This is a genomic window from Sulfurovum sp. (genome assembly GCF_049668085.1).
GTDB lineage: Bacteria > Campylobacterota > Campylobacteria > Campylobacterales > Sulfurovaceae > Sulfurovum.
Genome location: NZ_JBATIY010000013.1, coordinates 1 through 21,229 on the forward strand (window position 1 = coordinate 1; position 21,229 = coordinate 21,229).

The window sequence follows — 21,229 nt, forward strand, 5'->3', positions numbered from 1 at the left end:
GTGGATGATGAAGTGCTTCTTAATGAGATCAACCCTATTCCTGGTTCTATGGCGAATTATCTGTTTGAAGACTTTGAAGGTATGGTACAAAGACTCTCAAGTAACCTACCTAAAGAACAAAACATAGCGGTAGATTACCAATACATCCATTCGATCCAGAGTGCAAAAGGGAAAGCGTAAACTTTCCCTACCCCAAAAAAATAACGCTTTCCTAATAGTTACTCTACAAAATATAAAAAAATTATAAAATCTTATATGAAATATGAAAGATTTCTTTCTGTAACACAAAAGTGTTAATTATGTGTTAAATATAATATAAACTATGCATTTTCATTGCCATTTAAGTGATTGTGGTCTAGAATAAGTGCGTATTTTTATAATATAGAGATAACCATGGGGAGGGTACATGAAGAAAATTGTGATGCTCGTATTACTGTTATTAACTGTACTACAAGCCGAGTCTTTAGGCGTAAATGAAAAATTAGGTGAATATGTTCCACTTGATCTAACATTTATTGATGAAGACGGAAAAAGTAGAACACTCAAAGAGTATATGGATGGAAAGCCAACTATTCTTTCTTTGAACTACTACCGATGTGCGGGAATTTGTGGCCCACAACTGGCAGATATGGCAAAAATGCTGTCTAGACTTGATCTGGCTGAAAACACTGACTACAAAGCATTGACTATCAGCTTTGCACAGGATGAAACACCACCTTTAGCAAAAGCGAAAAGAAAAACGTATTTGGAATCGATGGATAGACCATATGTGCAAGATGCATGGCATTTTTTATTGAGTGAGAATAACTCTTCAGCTATCATAGCTGATAAAGTAGGATTCACCTATAAAAAAGTTATTTCAAAAGCAGGTGTAGTGGACTGGATCCATGCTGCAACATTAATTGTCATTTCACCAGAAGGAAAGATCACGCGTTACCTTAATGGTATCGAACAACTTCCATTCGATGTTAAAATGGCAGTGTTGGAGTCAGCGGAGGGGAAGGTTGGACCAACCATAGCTAAAACATTACTGTACTGCTTCACTTACGACCCAAAAGGAAAAACATATATTTTTGCTTGGGAAAAAGTAGTTGCCACAGTGATACTAATCATTACAATCATCTTTTTTATCTGGCTTGTTAAAGCAGGAAGAAGAGATCAAGAAGAACATCAAAACCAAAGGAGAAACTTAGATGAGTAAAACTTATTTCGACGAAACACACTGTGCCATTGGGCACCCTAAAAGTACATTCATGCAGTGGATGCTTACTGTTGACCATAAAAGAATTGGTATTATGTATGCAGCTGTTATGTTTGTATTCTTTTTTGTAGCTGTATTTACAGCATTTATTATGAGATTGGAACTGTTCGCACCAGGTGGGCAGTACATGGACGGAGATACATTTAACCAGGCGTTTACACTTCATGGTGTAATTATGATCTTCCTTTTTATTATTCCAGGGATTCCTGCGATATTTGGAAACATTGTTATGCCACTTATGATCGGTGCGAAAGATGTATCTTTCCCGAGACTTAACTGGTTTACATTCTGGCTATATATCGCTGGTTGTTGTATTGCACTTGCATCACTATTTATTGGTGAAGGTGTAGCAGATACAGGTTGGACATTCTATGCACCATACTCAATGAACACAGGAACAAACGTTATTATGGCGCTTGTAGCTGCATTTGTTCTTGGTTTTGCTTCTATTCTTACAGGTCTTAACTTCCTGGTAACGATCCACAGACTTAGAGCACCAGGTATGACATTCTTTAAAATGCCACTATTTGTATGGGGTATCTACGCAACTGCATGGATTCAGCTTCTTGCTACACCAGTTGTTGGTATTACGCTTATTCTTGCAATTTTAGAAAAGTATTTTGGTATTGGTATTTTTGATCCGGCAAAAGGTGGGGATCCAGTATTATTCCAACACTTATTCTGGATCTACTCTCACCCGGCTGTTTATCTTATGATTCTTCCAGCATTTGGTATTATGTCTGAGATCATCCCTACTTTCTCAAGAAAAGAGGTATTTGGATATAGAACGATCGCTCTTTCATCAGCGTCAATTGCTGGTATCGGTTACTTAGTATGGGGTCACCACCTCTATACATCAGGTATGTCAGATGTTGCTAAAACAGTATTCTCATTCTTGACTTTCTTTGTTGCTATTCCAACAGGTGTTAAGTTCTATGACTGGATTGCTACAATGTACCAAGGTAAAATTGTTCTTTCAACTCCTATGATATGGGCTTTAGGAACAATTATTACTTTTGCTATCGGTGGTATCACTGGAATTACGATCACAATGATCGGTATGGATATTCACTTACAAGATACTTACTATACTGTTGCTCACTTCCATTATGCTATTCTTGGTGGGGTTGTATTCTTGATGTTTGCCGGTATGCACTACTGGTTCCCACTTATTACAGGTAAAATGTATAACGAAAGAAAAGCAAAAATTGCTTTCTACCTAAACTTTGTTGGATTTAACCTTCTATGGTTCCCAATGTTCATCGCCGGTTACTACGGTATGCCAAGACGTTACTTTGACTACCTTCCAGAGTTCCAAATCTATCACCAGCTTTCATTTGTTGGTGCAGTGATCTTCATCGCTGGTCTTATCTATATGTTCTGGGTATTCTTTAAAGGTTGGACAAAAGGTGAGGCAGCAACGCCAAATCCATGGAATGCAACAACACTTGAGTGGCACTTACCAACATCACCACCACCGTTAGAGAACCATACTAAAGTACCTTATGTTGACTTCGATCCATACGAGTATCACCATGGTGAACCAGTGGTTAAATTTAATTATGAAACTATGCAAAGGATTGACTAATGGGACACGAATACGTACCTGAGATCGCGACAGACCGCGAGGGGAACCAGCATGAGGTTCAAGGATGGCAAGGTGACTTTTACGGCGGGAAACTAGGTTTCTGGCTGTTTATGTTAACAGAAGTAATGATGTTTGGAGCGATGTTCCTTGCACTTGCTTACTATAATACATTACACCCTCAAGATTTTTTAGATGCATCAGCATCTTTAAATAGACTACTTGGTGGTACAAATACAGTAATTCTACTTGTGTCTGCACTTACAATGGGTCTAGGGTTACTAAAAATGAGAGCCGGTGATGTAAAAGGTGCTAAGCTTATGATCTGGGCAACTATCATATTAGCAACAGCATTCTTGATCATCAAAGGTTTTGAGTGGAGAGCGGAGTATAATCACGGTATCTTCTTGATGCATGATAAGTTATTACCTGAGTCAACTTTACCATTTGGTCAAAAATTATTCTTTGGTCTTTATTTTTCAATGACTGGACTTCATGGAGTTCATATTATTATTGGTATTGGTCTTATGTTATGGCTACTTAAGCGTATAAATGCTGGTAACGTAACACCGGATCATTATATTTTATATTGGAATATCGCACTCTATTGGGACATCGTACACCTTATTTGGGTATTTGTATTCCCTTATTATTATATGATCGGAGCAGGAGGAGTTACAGGTGGACACTAAAACAGTAAATTATCAAGAAGAGAAAAAAGTATATTATAAAGTACTTGTAGGACTGTTATTATTAACAGCAGTGACATTTATACAGCCACATATGTTTATGACACATTCAACATTTTTGGCACAAATGCTAATTGCAGTAGTGAAAGCATATTTAATTGTTATCTACTATATGCACCTAAAAGGTGAGAAACTGATTACAGCCATGGTATGGTTTTCATTAGCACTTGTAACAGTATTCTTTCTGATCGTAATTGGTATAGATGTACCAAATTTCCAATATGGAGCTGAAAGTCATATTACTGCTCCTGCAGCACACTAAGAGGGGTTTTATTTATGAGTAATAAATTAGAAGGATTTAGTTCAAGTGCATCAAGCTTTAACGCAGATATGGATTTTGCATTTTGGCTGCACGTATGGATTTCGGTAGCACTATTTTTATCAGTAGTTGTACCGATGTTCTATTTTGCATGGAAGTACCGTGCAGATAAGGTTAAAAATGAAGATGTCGGTAACTTGACTCACCATACCGGTTTAGAGTTAACGTGGACGATCGTACCAATCATCGCAGTGATGATTTTCTTTTACTACGGTAATACAACCATGCAAATGTTCAGAACAATGCCGGCTGAATCACAAAGTATTGTGATCAATGTTGAAGGATCTAAATGGAAATGGAAGTATGAATACCCAGCAAATGCAAGTGGGTATGTTCATAAAATTGGTGGTGTGTTTAAAAAACCAGTAATGGATGAGAATGGTAAAGTCATTGAACCGGGTACAATGGGTATCTCTGCACTTTATGTACCAGTAAATACAAACATTATTTTAAAAATGAGTGCACCATTAGACGATGTGATTCACTCATATTATATACCTGCTTTCCGTATGAAAGAAGATGTTGTTCCTGGACGAACAACAAAACAATGGTTCAATGCAAATCAAGTGGGTGAGTATGATGTAGAGTGTGCTGAATACTGTGGTACACTTCACTCTTATATGTATTCAAAGGTCGTTGTTATGGAAAAAGATGAGTATAATGCTTGGTTCAACAGTACTCAAGAGACTCCAAAAGGTAATTTTGCTAAAACAGGTGATTCACTATTGAGAGACAATGGATGTAAACAATGTCATGCAATTGAAAAAGATACTAGACTTATTGGACCTTCTCTCAAAACTAGATTCAGTAAAGAACAAGTATTAGATGTCATCAAGAATGGTCAAGATCAATTTGGTTATCCTATGGGAGCAATGCCAGCTGGGTTGGCTTTAGGTAAAGATGCTGAAGAAATCGCTGCATATGTAGCTGGTGGAATGAAAGGTCAACAACCTGCATCATTTTCTGCATGTTCTTCATGTCATGGTGAAGATGGCAAAGGAATGGGTGGAATGTCTCCGAATCTTGTAGGATATGATGCTACACTTTTGAGCCAGGTATTTAAACACGGTAAAGAAGGTACAATCGGTAGAATGCCAGCATACCCTGATATGACAGAAGAAGATATTTCACTAATTGCTGAATATCTTGACAAGAATAAATGATAAAAGATTTTTTTATTGTTACAAAGTTCGTTCTCTCTTTTGCAGTAAGTTTATCTGCACTCTTTGCCTATATCATGGCAAAGGGAGAGATTGGTCCGGATATGTTTCTTGCTACCTTCTCAGTACTTCTAGTAGCGATGGGGGTTTCTACTCTTAATCAAGTACAAGAGTATAGAGAAGATTCCAAGATGGAACGTACAAAGAATCGTCCTATCGCAGCGGGTCGTATGTCACCTCGTACAGGAACGATCATAGCTGTTGTTTTGATCTTGCTCTCGTTTGCTTTCATCTATTCACTTTTGGGGCTTACCGGTATAAACTTTTTTGCTTTTGCCTTTCTTTGGTATAATCTCATGTATACACCTTTGAAGAAGAGATCTGCTTTGGCAGTTGTGCCTGGTGCAATACTGGGGGTAATCCCACCTGCAATTGGTTGGCTTGTTGCAGGGCATTCATTGTTTGAGTTGGAATTCATTGCCTTAGCGGTATATTATTTTATATGGCAAGTACCACATTTTTGGTTATTGGTGATGTTATTTCACGGTGACTACAAAGATGGGGGTTATCCAACAGCAATGCGTTTATTTGGTGAAGGTACACTGCAAAGACTAACATTTGTGTGGTTGGTACTAACTATACATGCAGGTATATTTTTGGTATATACATTTAATGTCTATTCAAATATCACTATTGTACTTGCTGCAGCACTAGGTATCTGGGCGTTTCTCACCTCAATGAAACTGCTCAAAAAAGAGTTTAAACTTACAGATGCGCGTGCAATTTTTTGGAAGATCAATGCAGCCTTTTTGGGTATCATTGTACTTCTAAGTGTTGATGAGTATATTAAACATCATCTGTAACACACTTCAAATGGTAGAAGAAATTTCTTCTGCTATTAATCTCTAGTTTATTAAATTTAACTACACTTCTATAGCAATATCCCAAGGAAAAACCATGCAAGAAAAACAATATAGCATTCAAACTATCGCAGAGAGCGTTTTTAAAGAAAAGAATAACAAAATAAAAAAAAGACTCATTTATGATAATTCAAAATTTGGAGGATTGAGTAGTAAGTGGATCAAGTTAGCTTTTTTCATTTTACCTTTTGCAATGTATGCAGCCATTTTTAACCCTGCATCTTTTAAGGAGTTAGGCATAGCACAAGCGATTGTATTTTATATTATATTACTTGTATTTGCTATGCAGATCATTGTGGCAGTCTCATACTTTAATAATAAAAAAGTACTCAAAACAGCTACAGAAGCATGGGAGAAGTATTTCCCGGGTGTAGAGATGAAAATGATACTCTCCTCTGGTGCCACACCGTATAAAGATTTTAAAACGCATTATGAAAAAGCACTCAGTGATGGATTGGATGGGGAAGTATTTAAAGAGAGAATGACTCAGGCATTTAATCAAATGGAAGATGATAATACACATCTGGTTGAAGCAATGAAAAGAGATAAAGAGAAAAGAGAAGGTAAATAGTATGTTAAAGATTTTTGTCACATTAAGCTTATTTATTTTATCTACACTTTCAGCATCACAGAGTGAAACATTAAAAGTTTTATGTGGTGATAATAATGCAACAGCATGTTATGAGTATGCACTGCCTATGGTTACAGGTGATAATGCAAAGGTACAGGATATCAAAGAAGAGGGTATGAGTTATATACGTAAGGCATGCATACTTGAGGAAAATAGAGCTTGTGATATTATGGGGGATAATTACTACAAGGATAAAGGTTACCGTGCGGCTATACCATATCTTGAAAAATCATGTGCAAGAGGTATTAAATCTGCATGTGAAGCTATGGGAACTATTTATCGTGACGGGCATGATGTAAGACAGGATGATGTAAAGTCAAGAGAGTACTACGAACAAGCATGTGAATTAGAAAGTGGTGATGCCTGCTATAATGTTGCTATCATATATCGCGGTGGATTTGGTGTAACTAAAAGTCGTGTGAAAGAAAAAGAGTATTATAAAAAGGGCTGTGATGCAGGTCTGAAAGCCGGGTGTGATAGATTCACAGATTTAGATAATGAAGACAAAGGTATAGAAACCGGGATCTGGGCTACAATCAAGGGTTGGTTTCAATAATTATCTTCTTTACAGGACCATATTTAGGAGTAAATTACTCCTAAAAAAATCAATAAACTTGATTAAATAAATAGGATAAAATTACTCCTTTGATGCCTTAACAGGCCCCATATATACGTCAGATGTAACCTTTTCCCTCAAATAAAATTATTAAAGAATTATTTAAGTACACTTATAATCAAATAAGATTATAATAATTATTGAGTGTTGTAATTAATTTACAGCATATAATTTATACAAGGGGGTATGCATGCAATCAAACGCAGCATTGGAATATGATTATTCAATAGCAAAACTGTTTACATATACAACAATTTTGTTTGGATTTTTAGGTATGTTAGTCGGTACAATTATTGCCGCACAAATGGCATTTCCTGAATTAAACTATCTATTGGGTGAGTATGGGACATTTTCAAGACTTAGACCAATTCATACAAATGTAGTGGTATTCGGATTTACGGTAAGTGCCATCTTCGCTACATGGTATTATCTGGGTCAAAGGGTACTGAAAGTATCTATGGCAGAATCTAAGTTCATTATGGTTGTTAGTAAAATCCATTTTTGGCTTTATTTTGTAGGGGCATTACTTGCGACAATTACACTTTTATTAGGTATCTCAAGTGGTAAAGAATATGCACAGTTTGAGTGGTTTATCGATCTTGTGATCGTTGTGATCTGGGTTCTGTGGGGTCTGTCTATGATGGGACTTATAGGAATTAGAAGAGAGAAAGCACTTTATATCTCTGTATGGTATTATCTAGCTTGTTTCCTTGGTATTGCTATGTTGTACTTATTCAACAATATGGCTTTACCTACTTACCTTATGACTGAGGGATTAGGTTCTATCACTCACTCAGTATCTATGTATTCTGGAACAAATGATGCTCTAGTACAGTGGTGGTATGGACACAATGCGGTTGCATTTGGATTTACTGTACCTATTGTTGGTATGATCTACTATTTCCTTCCAAAAGAGTCTGGACAAGCGATCTATTCATATAAGCTTTCTTTACTTTCTTTCTGGGGATTAATGTTCGTATACCTATGGGCTGGTTCACACCATCTTTTATGGTCAACTGTTCCAGACTGGATGCAAACAATGGGTTCTGCGTTCTCAGTAGTACTTATCTTGCCATCTTGGGGTTCAGCAATTAACATGCTCCTTACGATGAAAGGTGAGTGGAATCAGTTAACAGAGAATCCACTGATCAAATTCATGATACTTGCTTCAACATTCTACATGTTGTCAACTATTGAAGGTCCTATCCAATCGATCAAATCAGTCAATGCAATTGCGCACTTTACAGACTGGATCCCAGGACACGTGCATGATGGTGTACTTGGTTGGGTTGTATTTATGGTTATGGCTGCATTGTTCCATATGGCTCCTCGTATGTTTAAAAGAGAGGTTTACTCTAAAAAGCTTATGGAGACTCAGTTCTGGCTTCAAACAACAGCTGTTGTTCTTTACTTTACATCACTGTGGATCGCAGGTATCACACAAGGTATGATGTGGAGAGCAGTTGATGAGTATGGTAACTTGATGTATAGCTTTATTGATACAGTAAATGTACTCCATCCTTATTATGTGATCAGAACTGTTGCCGGTGTTATGTACCTTATTGGGTTCATGATGTTTGCTTACAATATGATAAAAACTATAACTTCTTCTAAAGAGATTACAGAAGAACCACAGTTTAGAACGCCTATGGCATCAGGGAGGTAGGTATTATGTTTCATTGGTTAGAAAAAAACCCATTCTTCTTTGCTGCGGCAATTTCGATTGTAATTGCGTTTGCAGGTCTTATTGAGATCGTTCCAAACTTCTCATTGGCTGCAAAACCAACAATTGATACGAAACCTCGTACCGTTCTTGAACTTGCGGGTAAAAATGTTTATATTAAAGACAACTGTCACTCATGTCACTCACAGTTGATCCGTCCGTTTAAATCTGAGACAGATCGTTACGGTGACTACTCACTTTCTGGTGAATATGCATATGACAGACCATTCCTTTGGGGTTCAAAAAGAACTGGTCCGGATCTTCACCGTGTAGGAAACTACAGAACAACAGATTGGCATGAAAACCACATGTTGAATCCTTCTGAGATCGTACCAGGTTCTATTATGCCGGCATATAAGCATCACTTTACAAATCTAGCTGATATCGAAACTGCGTATGCAGAAGCGGTAACAGTTAAAAATGCATTTCATACACCATATGGTCCAGAGTTCAAAAGAACTAGAGCTGCATGGGAAGCACACAGACCAAAAGTTGTTGCTGATGCAAAAGCTATCGCTGATGATATGAAAAACAAAGATGTTAAAGAAGCAGTTGCGAATGGTCAAGTACCTGAGATCGTAGCATTGATTGCTTACCTTAACAGCTTAAAGTAGGCGAGATAAAATGGACATTAGAGATATTCAAGGCTATGCCAGTTTCTTTATGACCATTTTTTTGGTAGTGATGCTGTATGGATATATTGTACATCTATACAGAAGTGAAAAAAAAGGTGAGCGTGATTTTGAAAAATATGGGGATATTGCACTTGATGATGAAGTCACAAGTACACCTGTAGAAGATAAACCCGCTTCACAAAGAGAATACAAGGAGGAGAATAAATGAATGCATTAATGATAAAAGCGTTGGGATTTGCAGCGTTGTTAATTATTGCAACGATTGCAGTAGTAAACAGCTTGGATATGGATGTTCTTGCTGATGATATGACTGCGATAACAATGGGTGGTGCTATTGCAGTTGCAACGATCACAGCAGGTGTTGCGGTTAAATATATCAATCAGATTAAATCTGATACTGCAGGTGGTGAACTTGCAGAGGAAAATTGGGATGGGATCGGTGAGTATAAAAATGAGCTGCCTTCAGGTTGGGCATATTCATTCTTAGCACTGTTCCTTTGGTCAATGTGGTATGGTTTGATAGGTTATCCTGTGAACGCGTATAGCTCGATCGGTGAGTATAATGAAGAGGTTATAGCTTATAATAAAAAGTTTGAAGAGACTCATAAAAATGCAGATGAAGCAACACTAAAAGAGATGGGTGAATCAATCTATCTAGTGCAGTGTGCCCAGTGTCATGGTAATTCTGGTGATGGTCTTTCTGGTAGAGCACAAGATTTCTCAACTAGAATGACTAAAGCACAAGTTTTAGATGTGATCAACAACGGTCAAAACCAACTTGGCTATCCATTAGGTATGATGCCTCCTGCTACAGCACAAGGTGAACATGCTGAAGAGATCGCTGCATATGTGGCTGGTGGTATGAAAGGTGAACAACCTGCATCATATATTGGAGCATGTAGTGGATGTCATGGCGCTGATGGTAAAGGGAACGGTGGAATGTCACCAAACCTTGTAGAGTATGATGCTGCGGTAATGAGCCATACATTGCAACATGGTAAAAAGGGTATACTTGGTAAAATGCCATCATTTAAAACGCTCATTACACCAGTACAAGAGAAAGCTTTGACTGTATATGTTCAGTCATTGTCAAACTAAGGAGTTTAATATGTCAGAAAATACAAAACGAAGTGTATTTGGTCTTCATGGGATATTTGGGATATTGATCTCGATCGTAGGGTTAATTGCAATTCTTGTTGCTTTGCAGCTTATGGCTATTGTTACACAAAGAGAAGCAGCAGTAAACCCATATGACCCGACAGCTATCAGAGATATAAATAACCTTAAACAGATAGATGTGAATAATAAACAATTTGCATTTATTGATGCAAAAAAGGATAAATAATGATTAAATATATGGATAAAGTACTTATTGCATGTATGGTATTTGCAGCTATAGCGGCAGTTTATTTGTCATTTAGTGGCAACCTTTTATATGTAGGGTAAAATATGTTCAAAGCAACAGTAAGGGCAACCTTGCTTGCTTTGGTCCTTCCACTTCTTCTAAACGCTACACATATACTCAAAGATGACATTTTAAAAATTGAAGCTTCACAACTTATTAATGAGATGGGTGATGAACTTTTTGCAAAAACGGGTATCAATGGATATGTAATTGCAACCAACGAATATTACCCAGTTGGCTTTAATTTTGTAGAGTATAGCAAGAAGTTTAAGAAGGACATGAGCAAGCCTTATGTATTATTTATCTTTGCACCACAAGCAAAAATAACTGAACAGGCAGACATGAAGGGTCGAGTAGGATTGATCCCTTCATCTGATGAAGTTCGAAGCTTATATGACTACAATAGAGTCAGAGATGCTGGAGTTGATGTGGTTGCTGTAAAAGATAGCAACGAAGAGGAAGATAAACATAACATTGGTGTATTGCAGGCTTTTTCAGAGCTTGCTGATAATATTGCAGAGTCAAAAGGCATCGAACTTACTAAAACGATACCTAATGAGACACAAACGATGGTCTGGATATTAAGGTTTTTTATCTATATCGGTTCCATACTGGTACTCTGGATTTATGTAATTAGACCACGATATATGAGGATGAAAAATGGAAGCAAATAACAAAAAAACCTATTGGCCGCATATGATATTAGGGTTTCTTTTTATTGGGATCTTCTTGGGCTATTGGACTATAAAATCAGCTTCATCGATGCCGGTACAAGAGTCCAATCAATATATGCTCAAGTATCAGATGGCAGACATGAATATCAATCAGATTGAGAAATTGAAAATGGCATTTGATAAAGCATATGCTATTAATATTGTTAATGCAGAAACGATGGTCATGATTGACAATGTAAATAGTAACAGGCCCCAGCCAAATGCAGTGAAGTTATCAAAGGGGGCTAATGTATTCACGTATGAAGTGGTTAAAAAAAATGGTACAAATGTACCTGATGCTAATGTAACATTTTTACTGACTCAGCCTCACAGTAGACGTGAAGACCAGCTTTTTGTGAATGTTCCATATGTTGATGGAACATATCAAATTTCAGATGTGAATATCACGAAAGCGGGAAGATATTCGCTACAACTAAGAGTAGAAGTCGCTGATGCAATGGGTTACTCTGAAATAGCTGCGTATCTCAAACCATAAACTGTAAACCTTTAAGACAAGGTATCCCCTTGTCTTAGACTTTCTCTGTCAATATGACAGATTTTTCTTTTTTATCTTCTACTCTATGCTATACTGCTTAACATGAATCAACTCCATATTTATCCAACATCACGAGCATTAAGAACAGTAAGTTCTGAACATAAAGAACAAGATGGTTTTTTACCTGGACTTATGCGTATGGATGAGTTTGAACAGCGCGCCATACTGCTTGAAAATAAAATACAGATTGATCCCCTGCAACGTATACTGCTCCTACGTAAAGCTGCAGCATTTGAAGCATTTGAAGATTTAAATCTTGACCTCTCATTAGTACGGTTCTTTACAAAGAGTGATGCACTGTTTAAATTTTTTGAAGAGTTGGCAGCAGAACAGATAGATTTTTTAACTTTGGCCGAGGCAGATGCCTATGCAGAGTTTGGTGCACACTTGGAGATACTTCAGAGACTTTTGGAAAACTACCAAACACTTTTAGAGGAGAGAGGCTACACAGACAAGGCTTTTATCCCCACTGGTTACATGCTTAATAAGGGCTTTTTGCAAGCCTATGAGAGTGTAGCCGTACATCTTGAAGGGTACTTAAGTTATTTTGAGCTGATGTTACTTGAAAAGATCTCAAAAGAAGTATCACTGACTATACACTATACCACTTCCAAGTTCAACAAAAAAATGCAAGAGCGTTTTGAGTCGCTAGGCATTATTTTAGAAAATGACCAACACATCCATTTTTCAATGACGGATAAAAAAGTCTTAAGTATGCAAAAAAATGAGAGTGCTATTGATGCAAAGGTTTATGCTGTAGAAGAGAGAGAAGAGCAGGTTGCTGTAGCATTTGCCAAGATAGAAGAGATGGTAGGCTCTGGGTTGAAACCTGAAGAGATCGTACTGATACTCCCAGATGAGAGCTTTAAAGAACACTTTACACTTTTTGACAGACATAATAACCTGAACTTTGCGATGGGATATGATTACAGTAAGGGACGTATCTATAAATCATTAGAGGCACTTTACGGGTACTGGAAAAGTTTTGATAAAGAGAGTAAAAAACTGCTTGAGCGTTATGGCTTTAACATTGAAGAGATAGAAAAGATATCTGCTAGCAAGAAAATGAATATGGGAGATTTTTTTAGCTGTATAGATGGATTGGGATTACACGAGAGCCCATTGTTAGAAGGAAAGAAAAAAGAAAAGTTCAATGAGCGGGTGTATGAGAAATATCTGCACTTCATTAAAGTGTTAGAAGGTGAAGAACTGGGATTAAAAGAGTGGCTCTTTTTATGGCTTAAGTCACTTTCGAAAGTGACAATGGATGATGTACGCGGCGGGAAGATCACTGTTATGGGAGTGCTTGAGACCAGAGGTGTGTATTTTGAAGGTGTTGTCATCGTAGATTTTAATGAAGGGGTAGTACCTGCAACTTCCAGTAAAGATCAGTTCCTGAATTCAGCAGTACGTGCTTTTGCAAGCCTACCAACAAAAAGTGATAGGGAAGCGTTACAAAAGCAGTATTACAAACGCTTACTGGAGCAAGCTTCCCAGTCAGTCATACTCTACAGTACTTCAGACAATAAGCTACCCTCAAAGTTCCTTTATGAGTTAGGTCTATCTAAAGCAGAACAGACACAAGCACAATTTGACCTGCTTTATGCACAACCTTCACAACTTAAGGTTGAAAATGTTCCTCTTATAGAGCATTTTAATGCACAGGATATCACCTGGTCGGCTTCACGACTAAAGACCTATTTGGAATGTAAGAGAAAATACTATTACCGCTACATACAGAAGATAGAGGCTAAAGAAGATGATGAACTCAATGAGGGTTCCTTTTTACATACTGTACTTGAACGCATACATGAGAGAAATGACCACTATACTTCAAGTAAGGACTTAGCATTAGCCATACATAAACAAATAGACATCCTTCTCCCTTTTGATGATGCTAAAACTGCCTATAGAAAACTGCTTTGGAAAGAGAAGCTAAAAGGGTATATAGAGATACAAATAGCACATTTTCAAGCAGATTGGAAAGTGATACACAGAGAAAAAGAGTTTAGCGCAGAGATAGGCGGGTTGCGCTTCAAAGGACGCATCGACCGTATAGATCAGAATACTACAGATACTTTGGTGCTGGATTATAAAAGCGGGAATGTGGATAAAGAACCAAAAAAACTAAACCCCGAGAAGATCACAGATTTCCAGATGAGCATCTACTCGCAGCTGTTGGCAGGTAAATACCAAAATATCTCTTTGGCTTTTTTAAAGATACTAGATGGAGGAGAGATGCAGCAAGTGACACTGCTTGAAGAGAGAAATACACTTTTGGAGGAGCATATATCTACATTGAAACAAACTAAGCGTTTTGTGGCTGAAAAATGTGAAGATCTGCAAAAATGTAAGTGGTGCGAGTTTACTTTAATGTGTGGAAGAGGGGAGTACTTATGAGTTTTAAACCTTATCTTGCTTACTCAGCTTCAGCGGGAAGCGGAAAAACCTTTGCACTCTCAGTTCGTTATATATCATTGCTCTTTATGGGAGAGTCTCCGAACAGCATACTTGCAGCAACTTTTACGAATAAAGCAGCAGCAGAGATGCGTCAAAGGGTGGTGGACTCTTTACGGAACCTGGGGGAGAATGAAGCATTTTTAGATGCTATCGTGGTTCAAACAGGATTCACTAAAGAAGTATTGTTTGCAAAACAGCCCGAAGTACTGGCACGGTTTTTAGCTTCCAGTGCTTACATCGTAACACTGGACAGCTTTTTTTCGGGTATTTTACGCGCGGCTTCTTTGGAGTTGGGGCTTGAACCGGATTTTGTCACTAAAGAGCAGGGTGAAGATGCGCTGGAAAAGCACTTTTTAGATGAGATACAAGTAAACGGTTTACTTTCTAACCTGGTAAAACTTGCGATGGATATCGAAGATAAACGTTTTGGTAAGATCTTTGATCTGATGCAGAACTTCTATAAAGTGGACCCACTCTTAGCCGATCAAAAAGAGACAGGCATAAATGTGTCAAAACAAGAAGAGATGTGTGAGGTTTTACGCCTAAAAATGATAAACGAACTTGCAGATGCAGGTGCTGCGGCACGTTGTATGGGTCAGTTTGAAACGAAGAGTATCAAAGAACTTTTTGTTAAAGGACTTTTTGAAAAAGAGACTTTAGGAGAACACAGCTGGTTTAAGAAAGTAGCCAATAATGAGATGGAGGGGCTTTATGCTTCTTTGAAATCAGAGTTGGAAAAATGGGCGCAGGCTAAAGAGTCCATAGTGTTACAAAACCTTTTTCATATCTATGACTATTATAAAAATGCTGTTATTACAAATGCTAAAAGTTCAGGTGTACTTACCTTTGATGATCTGACCTATTTTACCTACAGACTTTTACATGAGAGTATGAGTAAAGAATTCTTATACTTTAAAATAGATGCTAAGTTCAAACATATACTGCTTGATGAATTTCAAGATACATCTACCTTGCAGTTTTTCTTACTTAAACCCCTTATTGATGAGATCTTTTCTGGACATGGTCAGAGTGAATTTAAGAGCTTCTTTTATGTGGGAGATACCAAGCAGTCACTCTACCGTTTTCGTGGCGGGGTAGAGGAGTTGTTTGACAAAGTGGCAGAAAATTATGGCGTAGATATACTACCTATGGACACGAACTATAGAAGTTCTAAAAATGTGGTGGAACAGGTCAATCGCTGGTTTGAAGAAACTATGGAGGGTTACACAGCGCAAAAGAGCAAGGTTGGAGCGTCTGAAGGATATGTAGAAGTGTTGGAGTCTGAAGAGCTCATCACTGAAGCAGTCACACAGGCTAAAAAACTTTTAGATCTGGGTGTACCTGCAGATGAGATCGCTTTTTTGGTACATACGAACAAAGATGGACAGAGTTTACAAGAAGCCTGTGAAAACGAAGGTATACATACCCTTTTAAAAACCTCTTCTTCTTTAAAAAATATGCCTAAAATAGCTGCGTTGGTTTCGATGTGTGAATATTTGTTCTTTGGGGAGAAGATAGATGCTCAGGCAATGCTTCTCAATGTAGGAAAAAATTTAGATGAGGTAGATCTCTCCTGGTTCTCTGCATTTATGTCTCCTTTGCAGGCTACAGACAGACTTGTACGTGAGTTTGGGTATTTTGATGACGACTTGAACATTTTAAAACTTTTGGAATTTGCTTCTGCCTTTTCTGATATACCAACATTTGTAGAAGAGTTTAAGAGTTCGAGTATCGCTGTGGCATCGAACTCTGTACACGGTGCAAAGATCATGACCGTACACGGTTCAAAAGGTCTGGAATTTGAATATGTCATACTCTTGGATAAACTAACACGCAAAAATGCTGACAAGTCTGCACTCATTTACCATTACGATGACAACCTTTATATAGATCAAATTCTTTACAGAACCAAAGGTAGAGAAAACTTCGATGAAAACTATGCTCAGATCATAGAAGAGAGAAAAGCTTCTGCGTTAAAAGACAGTAAAAATGTACTGTATGTGGCACTTACACGTGCTGTTGAAGGTTTGATAGTGATACGAAAGCCTAAAGAGTCTGTTTTTGATGAGATAGGAATGGAGCCACTATGCGTTGGCACATTGCGTGTAGAACATTTAGGGTCAAACCTTCAGCGAGAGAAAATGAGTCAATCTATTGTACTGTCAAATTATGGAACACAAGAGACTTCAGCACTTGATGAGGAAGAAGAGAAAGATTATGAAGCCATTCTTTTTGGAACGGCCTTGCATTATGCATTAGAGATGTTAGGTACATTTGATGAGGTAAGTTTATCTACGGCTATAATGTCGATGAACAATAGGTATGGACAGCAACTGAGCAGTGAGAGTAAAAGTGAGATAGAACAGCGCATCAGAGCACTCATAGAAAACCAAGCGTTTCAGACTTTGCTTCACGGTGCAAAGGTACGTAAAGAGCAATCACTGAGTTTCGAGGGTGAACTTAAACAGATCGATCTACTTTTAGAGTATAAGGATCATTATTTGGTTATAGATTATAAAAGCTCTAAGAAATATGCTATGAAACATCAAAATCAGGTTGGATACTATAAAAAAGCCATTACTAATATTACAGGAAAAAGAACAGAAGGAATGATCATTTATATTTTAGAAGGAGAAATTGAGAGCATAAACTTAAAATAATCTTAATTTAAATAAATTTTAAGTTTATGTGGGTACAATCCGTCCACAAAAGAACATTTACACGATAAATAGTTCTATTTAAACAAGGAAAATTCATGAAATTGACATCAGTTCTTAAACCTGCTGAAGTACAACGTGACTGGGTTTTGATCGATGCAGAAGGTAAAACTTTTGGTCGTATCTTAACTGAGGTAGCGACACTTCTTAGAGGTAAACACAAGCCATCATTTACTCCAAATGTAGATTGTGGTGATTATGTAGTTATCATCAATGCTGAAAAAGCGAAGTTCTCAGGAAGTAAACTTGACGACAAAGAGTACTTTACTCACAGTGGTTACTTCGGTTCTACTAAAAGTAAAAAACTTGATGATATGTTAGAAAACCATACTGAAAAACTTTTCAGACAGGCAGTAAGAGGTATGCTTCCAAAGACTACTCTTGGTAGAGCAATGCTTAAAAAGCTTAAAGTATATGCAGGTGCTGAACACCCACATACTGCTCAAATCAATAAGGAGGCGTAAGCATGGCAACTATTTATGCAACAGGTAAAAGAAAAGCGGCTATTGCTAAAGTTTGGATCACTCCAGGTAACGGTGAAATGCTTATCAACGGTAAAACACTTGACCAATGGTTAGGTGGACACGAAACACTTAAAATGAAAGTTAGACTTCCACTTGAAGCAACTAAGCAACTTGAGTCTATGAATATTAAAGCAACTACACTTGGTGGTGGTTATGCTGCTCAAGCAGATGCACTTAAGCATGGTATCACAAAGGCTCTTGTAGAGTTTGAACCATCTTTCAGAGCGATTCTTAAGCCTATGGGACTTCTTACGAGAGACTCAAGAGTAGTTGAAAGAAAGAAACCAGGAAAGAAAAAAGCGAGAAGATCTCCACAATTCTCAAAAAGATAGTCGATCTTTTTCCAAAGCTTGTCTTTGGAAAATCTCTTCGGAGATATTTTCGACTTCTTTCCCCAAGGTTTTTCCTTGGAACAGTCTACATGTGTTTTTCTCTTGCACACTATCTATACTTTTTTATTTATCTTATCCCACAACAACAAATATTACCAGAGTAAAAAATAATTACCCAAAAATAGTAAGATCATTTTGACACTTAAAATCAATAGTGTACCTATAATATTTCCTATTTGACAGGAAGTACAATGCTTATATTGTTTTCCCTCATACTGTGCATAGAAAAAATAAACAACCATAAGTAGTAAAAGAATCAGCATAAGAGTGTTTTCTGCACTTTTAAGGATATGAACAGTCTCTGTATTGAGAAAAAAACTCAAAAGCAAACCTAGTACACCTAGAATGAACCCATATTTGATAAGGTGAAGTATTCTGTCTTTTTTAAATACTGTAGGACAATCATTGTGATCGATCTCATCCGTACCAAATTCTAGTTTGTTATCAAAGAGCTGTTTCTCTTCCTCTGTCATCCTAATACGGAAGTTCGCTCCCAGCAAGTAGTCGGCTTTTCTTTGGATAGTGACGGCCAGGTCACCTTCAGCAGAGAGGAATTGCTGCTTTGCATCTCTGTCTTCATACATCACTTTTATTTTCTCGTACCGTTTTGTGGTTGCACTTAAGCTGGGAAAATACGCAGTACTCTCAGTAGGTGTAATGGTTCCTTCTCTTTTAATGATGACAGGATTTATGATCTCTAAAAAGTCTCCATTTTGTTTTATGACCATGACAGCCAAAGGAGAACCTATTTGAAAGGCTGCCAGTGCATTTAGGTTATTGGCCTCTATGGTATCTTTAAGATCTTGAATGAGTTCCAGTAGGGACTCATCAAAATGGCGTACAGGTCCGCCAAACTCCAAACTCATGACCGTAGGGTATTGTGTGATTTCTTTTATCATCTCTTCTCTTTAAAACGCTTATGCTATGTTTAGAAGGTTAAGATAAAAATAGAATAAAAGTTTAGGATATATGTACCTTAGAGACTCTAAGGTACAGTAGTTTTAGTGACTTTTGCTTACAACGATCAACATTTTGATGTTGATCACCATAAATCTAAAAAGTTGCCAGATCTTACAAGTACGCATGGCTCTTGCAAATTTCCCCGGGATCATTGTTAAGTTAAACTGCTCATTTTGAAAATTTACTTCTTCATTTTTCATGTTCTCTCCTTCAAATTATATAGTGTACATAGTGGGCTTATTCAGGGATAAGCGTCCAACCTGGCTTGAGTTTTGCTTTGTAGATGAACATATGGTGTAATATATGTTTGATCCAGTGACCAGCAAGACCGATCTCTCCAAATGTATAGTCTGTATCACGACCTGTTCCAGGGTATTTTTCAAAGTCTGGTACAACTGGATAAACTGTCATCGCCGCTGCTTGACCATCTAGCCATCCTTTACCGGCACTCGCAACACACGCGGCACCCATTTCTGCCATAGAAGCTTCATGAAGATGTGCTTTTTCCCCTTCTTTGATCAAGTCACATACAGAGTGGGCTACCGCCTTACCGATGATACCTGCAGGCATACCTGTTCTTGGTGGTGTAGGGTTGATCGGTGTTCCGTTTGGTGAACTCGCAGGTTTAGAGATAAGATGTGGAGGTGCGAACGCTATACCCGCTGCAAAGATGTTATCAAATGATGGGTTTTGGTATGTTCTTGGCCAGTCAGATGCTTTCCAGTTCTCATAAGCACCTGCATCATATTTTGCATCCACTTTCATAAATCCGTTTGGTGCAAAGAGAGTATCCGTCATGTCTGATCCATCTTTATCATAGGCTTTAAGACCTACACCTGCAAATGGAGGGATAAGCATTGAGAAGTCAAACTCCTCTTCACCCATTGAACCATCAAGAAGTTCATAATGGATCTTACCTTCTTCCACTTTGTTGACATGTGCACCGATGATCCACTCAACATTTCTTTCGGCATATAGAGATTCAGCAAAAAGCTTTGAACTTACAGCGTAACCTCCCACTTTCATGTGAAGTCCGCCCATACCGAAGTCACCAAGGAAAGCTTCATTTGAGATCCATTTGATATCTAACATATCACGGATACCCGCTTTTCTTGCTTCATGTTCAATGTTAAAGATGTACTCAAATGCGGCACCCTGACATGTACACATACCGTGTCCAGTACCCACAAGAAGTTTCTGTCTTTCGCCTGCTTTTGCTTTTTCAAATATTTTTGCAAGCTCATCATTTGCATGAACCGCGTGGTCCGCTGTACAAACAGAAACAGTATGCTCACCAAGCTCACCTTTACCGTTACCTAACCCTTCTGTTGCATCAAAGTTAAGTTTAGGACCTGTCGCATTTACAAGGTAGTCATACTCTAACTCTTCTGTTGCGCCAGCATCTTCTTCTTTAGTAGACTGAATAACGATATAGGGTTTATCGCTGCCCTCTTTACCATTAGGATGGATCTCTGTAGCCAATGCTTGTCTATAATCAATGCCTGCTTTTTCATAGATAGGTGCAAGAGGGAAAACGACTTCCTCTTTTGTCATCTGACCTACACCTACCCAGATATTAGATGGGATCCAGTTCCATTGAGAGTTGGGCGTAACTACTACTACCTCATGCTCTTTCCCAAGCCATTTTCTTGCGAATGTTGCTGTGGTGTGTCCTGCAACACCACCACCCATTACTATTAATCGTGCCATTATTCTTCCTTTTTGAACCATCATGAAATACCTGTTATCATAAATGGTTAAATTAAATGTTCATATAAAGTGTAAGATAGAGATGATTAAATCAAATTTAAAATTAGAATATTTTATGCAATTGATTAAGAAAACTTATGATTTTAGGGAATTATCATTTTATTGACTTTTGCATGACCCTTATTTTTCCTAA

General features: G+C 37.7%; 22 protein-coding genes and 1 pseudogene. 20 read left to right on the forward strand and 3 right to left on the reverse strand.

The window, feature by feature from the left end; translation table 11 throughout:
* From WBM70_RS00895 to rpsI, 20 genes and pseudogenes are all read left to right on the forward strand, one after another.
* A pseudogene (locus WBM70_RS00895) lies at nt 1–180 on the forward strand (D-alanine--D-alanine ligase); the annotation flags it as partial.
* Between the two features lie 226 nt (nt 181–406).
* Nucleotides 407–1,201 carry an SCO family protein gene (locus tag WBM70_RS00900; protein ID WP_424556634.1) on the forward strand — a complete coding sequence of 265 codons (795 nt, stop codon included), beginning with the start codon at nt 407–409 and terminating at the stop codon, nt 1,199–1,201.
* A complete protein-coding gene (locus WBM70_RS00905; RefSeq protein ID WP_424556635.1) occupies nt 1,194–2,849 on the forward strand; it encodes a cytochrome c oxidase subunit I in 1,656 nt (551 codons plus the stop codon). The genes WBM70_RS00900 and WBM70_RS00905 overlap by 8 nt, the downstream gene beginning before the upstream one ends.
* On the forward strand, nt 2,849–3,538 hold the full coding sequence (locus tag WBM70_RS00910) for a cytochrome c oxidase subunit 3 (RefSeq protein WP_424556636.1): 690 nt from the start codon (nt 2,849–2,851) through the stop codon (nt 3,536–3,538). The genes WBM70_RS00905 and WBM70_RS00910 overlap by 1 nt, the downstream gene beginning before the upstream one ends.
* Entirely contained in the window at nt 3,528–3,857 is a 330-nt protein-coding gene (locus WBM70_RS00915) for a cytochrome C oxidase subunit IV family protein (RefSeq protein WP_424556637.1), read from the forward strand. The genes WBM70_RS00910 and WBM70_RS00915 overlap by 11 nt, the downstream gene beginning before the upstream one ends.
* Nucleotides 3,858–3,871: 14 nt before the next feature.
* Nucleotides 3,872–5,077: a cytochrome c oxidase subunit II gene (coxB, locus tag WBM70_RS00920; RefSeq protein ID WP_424556638.1), complete on the forward strand. Its 1,206-nt coding sequence runs from the start codon at nt 3,872–3,874 to the stop codon at nt 5,075–5,077.
* Nucleotides 5,074–5,937, forward strand: coding sequence for a protoheme IX farnesyltransferase (locus WBM70_RS00925; RefSeq protein ID WP_424556639.1), 864 nt, complete (start codon nt 5,074–5,076; stop codon nt 5,935–5,937). The genes coxB and WBM70_RS00925 overlap by 4 nt, the downstream gene beginning before the upstream one ends.
* A gap of 94 nt (nt 5,938–6,031) precedes the next feature.
* Entirely contained in the window at nt 6,032–6,565 is a 534-nt protein-coding gene (locus WBM70_RS00930) for a hypothetical protein (RefSeq protein ID WP_424556640.1), read from the forward strand.
* Nucleotide 6,566: 1 nt separating this feature from the next.
* On the forward strand, nt 6,567–7,181 hold the full coding sequence (locus WBM70_RS00935) for a tetratricopeptide repeat protein (RefSeq protein WP_424556641.1): 615 nt from the start codon (nt 6,567–6,569) through the stop codon (nt 7,179–7,181).
* A gap of 250 nt (nt 7,182–7,431) precedes the next feature.
* Nucleotides 7,432–8,907 (forward strand): cytochrome-c oxidase, cbb3-type subunit I, encoded by a 1,476-nt coding sequence (ccoN, locus tag WBM70_RS00940; protein WP_424556642.1) that lies wholly within the window; start codon nt 7,432–7,434, stop codon nt 8,905–8,907.
* Nucleotides 8,908–8,912: 5 nt separating this feature from the next.
* Nucleotides 8,913–9,578, forward strand: coding sequence for a cytochrome-c oxidase, cbb3-type subunit II (ccoO, locus tag WBM70_RS00945; RefSeq protein ID WP_424556643.1), 666 nt, complete (start codon nt 8,913–8,915; stop codon nt 9,576–9,578).
* A 10-nt stretch (nt 9,579–9,588) separates the two neighbouring features.
* Complete coding sequence (locus tag WBM70_RS00950) at nt 9,589–9,807, forward strand: cytochrome c oxidase, cbb3-type, CcoQ subunit (protein WP_424556644.1); 219 nt, start codon at nt 9,589–9,591, stop codon at nt 9,805–9,807.
* Nucleotides 9,804–10,697, forward strand: a complete 894-nt coding sequence (locus WBM70_RS00955) for a c-type cytochrome (RefSeq protein ID WP_424556645.1) — start codon at nt 9,804–9,806, stop codon at nt 10,695–10,697. Before WBM70_RS00950 ends, WBM70_RS00955 begins: the two co-directional genes overlap by 4 nt.
* A gap of 10 nt (nt 10,698–10,707) precedes the next feature.
* The gene (locus WBM70_RS00960; protein WP_424556646.1) at nt 10,708–10,944 is read left to right on the forward strand and encodes a DUF4006 family protein; all 237 of its coding nucleotides are present in this window, start codon (nt 10,708–10,710) and stop codon (nt 10,942–10,944) included.
* Between the two features lie 104 nt (nt 10,945–11,048).
* Nucleotides 11,049–11,678, forward strand: coding sequence for a hypothetical protein (locus tag WBM70_RS00965; protein WP_424556647.1), 630 nt, complete (start codon nt 11,049–11,051; stop codon nt 11,676–11,678).
* Nucleotides 11,665–12,213 (forward strand): FixH family protein, encoded by a 549-nt coding sequence (locus WBM70_RS00970; RefSeq protein ID WP_424556648.1) that lies wholly within the window; start codon nt 11,665–11,667, stop codon nt 12,211–12,213. The genes WBM70_RS00965 and WBM70_RS00970 overlap by 14 nt, the downstream gene beginning before the upstream one ends.
* Before the next feature lie 102 nt (nt 12,214–12,315).
* Nucleotides 12,316–14,673: a RecB family exonuclease gene (locus WBM70_RS00975; protein ID WP_424556649.1), complete on the forward strand. Its 2,358-nt coding sequence runs from the start codon at nt 12,316–12,318 to the stop codon at nt 14,671–14,673.
* A complete protein-coding gene (locus WBM70_RS00980) occupies nt 14,670–17,393 on the forward strand; it encodes a RecB-like helicase (protein WP_424556650.1) in 2,724 nt (907 codons plus the stop codon). Before WBM70_RS00975 ends, WBM70_RS00980 begins: the two co-directional genes overlap by 4 nt.
* A gap of 95 nt (nt 17,394–17,488) precedes the next feature.
* Complete coding sequence (gene rplM / locus WBM70_RS00985; RefSeq protein WP_424556651.1) at nt 17,489–17,914, forward strand: 50S ribosomal protein L13; 426 nt, start codon at nt 17,489–17,491, stop codon at nt 17,912–17,914.
* Between the two features lie 2 nt (nt 17,915–17,916).
* On the forward strand, nt 17,917–18,306 hold the full coding sequence (gene rpsI / locus WBM70_RS00990; RefSeq protein ID WP_424556652.1) for a 30S ribosomal protein S9: 390 nt from the start codon (nt 17,917–17,919) through the stop codon (nt 18,304–18,306).
* Nucleotides 18,307–18,458: 152 nt separating this feature from the next.
* Here rpsI and WBM70_RS00995 read toward each other — a convergent pair whose 3' ends face one another.
* The 3 genes from WBM70_RS00995 to WBM70_RS01005 form a co-directional block, all read right to left on the reverse strand.
* On the reverse strand, nt 18,459–19,265 hold the full coding sequence (locus WBM70_RS00995) for a peptide deformylase (RefSeq protein WP_424556653.1): 807 nt from the start codon (nt 19,263–19,265) through the stop codon (nt 18,459–18,461).
* Nucleotides 19,266–19,367: 102 nt separating this feature from the next.
* Entirely contained in the window at nt 19,368–19,526 is a 159-nt protein-coding gene (locus WBM70_RS01000; protein WP_424556654.1) for a hypothetical protein, read from the reverse strand.
* A 37-nt stretch (nt 19,527–19,563) separates the two neighbouring features.
* Nucleotides 19,564–21,036, reverse strand: a complete 1,473-nt coding sequence (locus WBM70_RS01005) for an NAD(P)/FAD-dependent oxidoreductase (protein WP_424556655.1) — start codon at nt 21,034–21,036, stop codon at nt 19,564–19,566.
* Nucleotides 21,037–21,229: the final 193 nt, after the last annotated feature.

What these genes read in the sequence shown, in the direction of transcription:
- ccoN (WP_424556642.1), top strand. Translation starts at nt 7,432, where the DNA reads ATGCAATCAAACGCAGCATTGGAATATGATTATTCAATAGCAAAACTG.
- WBM70_RS00955 (WP_424556645.1), top strand. Translation starts at nt 9,804, where the DNA reads ATGAATGCATTAATGATAAAAGCGTTGGGATTTGCAGCGTTGTTAATT.
- WBM70_RS00965 (WP_424556647.1), top strand. Translation starts at nt 11,049, where the DNA reads ATGTTCAAAGCAACAGTAAGGGCAACCTTGCTTGCTTTGGTCCTTCCA.
- WBM70_RS01005 (WP_424556655.1), bottom strand. Translation starts at nt 21,036, where the DNA reads ATGGCACGATTAATAGTAATGGGTGGTGGTGTTGCAGGACACACCACA.
- WBM70_RS00925 (WP_424556639.1), top strand. Translation starts at nt 5,074, where the DNA reads ATGATAAAAGATTTTTTTATTGTTACAAAGTTCGTTCTCTCTTTTGCA.
- WBM70_RS00910 (WP_424556636.1), top strand. Translation starts at nt 2,849, where the DNA reads ATGGGACACGAATACGTACCTGAGATCGCGACAGACCGCGAGGGGAAC.
- rplM (WP_424556651.1), top strand. Translation starts at nt 17,489, where the DNA reads ATGAAATTGACATCAGTTCTTAAACCTGCTGAAGTACAACGTGACTGG.
- WBM70_RS00900 (WP_424556634.1), top strand. Translation starts at nt 407, where the DNA reads ATGAAGAAAATTGTGATGCTCGTATTACTGTTATTAACTGTACTACAA.
- WBM70_RS00950 (WP_424556644.1), top strand. Translation starts at nt 9,589, where the DNA reads ATGGACATTAGAGATATTCAAGGCTATGCCAGTTTCTTTATGACCATT.
- coxB (WP_424556638.1), top strand. Translation starts at nt 3,872, where the DNA reads ATGAGTAATAAATTAGAAGGATTTAGTTCAAGTGCATCAAGCTTTAAC.
- WBM70_RS00970 (WP_424556648.1), top strand. Translation starts at nt 11,665, where the DNA reads ATGGAAGCAAATAACAAAAAAACCTATTGGCCGCATATGATATTAGGG.
- ccoO (WP_424556643.1), top strand. Translation starts at nt 8,913, where the DNA reads ATGTTTCATTGGTTAGAAAAAAACCCATTCTTCTTTGCTGCGGCAATT.
- WBM70_RS00980 (WP_424556650.1), top strand. Translation starts at nt 14,670, where the DNA reads ATGAGTTTTAAACCTTATCTTGCTTACTCAGCTTCAGCGGGAAGCGGA.
- WBM70_RS00930 (WP_424556640.1), top strand. Translation starts at nt 6,032, where the DNA reads ATGCAAGAAAAACAATATAGCATTCAAACTATCGCAGAGAGCGTTTTT.
- WBM70_RS00960 (WP_424556646.1), top strand. Translation starts at nt 10,708, where the DNA reads ATGTCAGAAAATACAAAACGAAGTGTATTTGGTCTTCATGGGATATTT.
- rpsI (WP_424556652.1), top strand. Translation starts at nt 17,917, where the DNA reads ATGGCAACTATTTATGCAACAGGTAAAAGAAAAGCGGCTATTGCTAAA.
- WBM70_RS01000 (WP_424556654.1), bottom strand. Translation starts at nt 19,526, where the DNA reads ATGAAAAATGAAGAAGTAAATTTTCAAAATGAGCAGTTTAACTTAACA.
- WBM70_RS00905 (WP_424556635.1), top strand. Translation starts at nt 1,194, where the DNA reads ATGAGTAAAACTTATTTCGACGAAACACACTGTGCCATTGGGCACCCT.
- WBM70_RS00975 (WP_424556649.1), top strand. Translation starts at nt 12,316, where the DNA reads ATGAATCAACTCCATATTTATCCAACATCACGAGCATTAAGAACAGTA.
- WBM70_RS00995 (WP_424556653.1), bottom strand. Translation starts at nt 19,265, where the DNA reads ATGATAAAAGAAATCACACAATACCCTACGGTCATGAGTTTGGAGTTT.
- WBM70_RS00935 (WP_424556641.1), top strand. Translation starts at nt 6,567, where the DNA reads ATGTTAAAGATTTTTGTCACATTAAGCTTATTTATTTTATCTACACTT.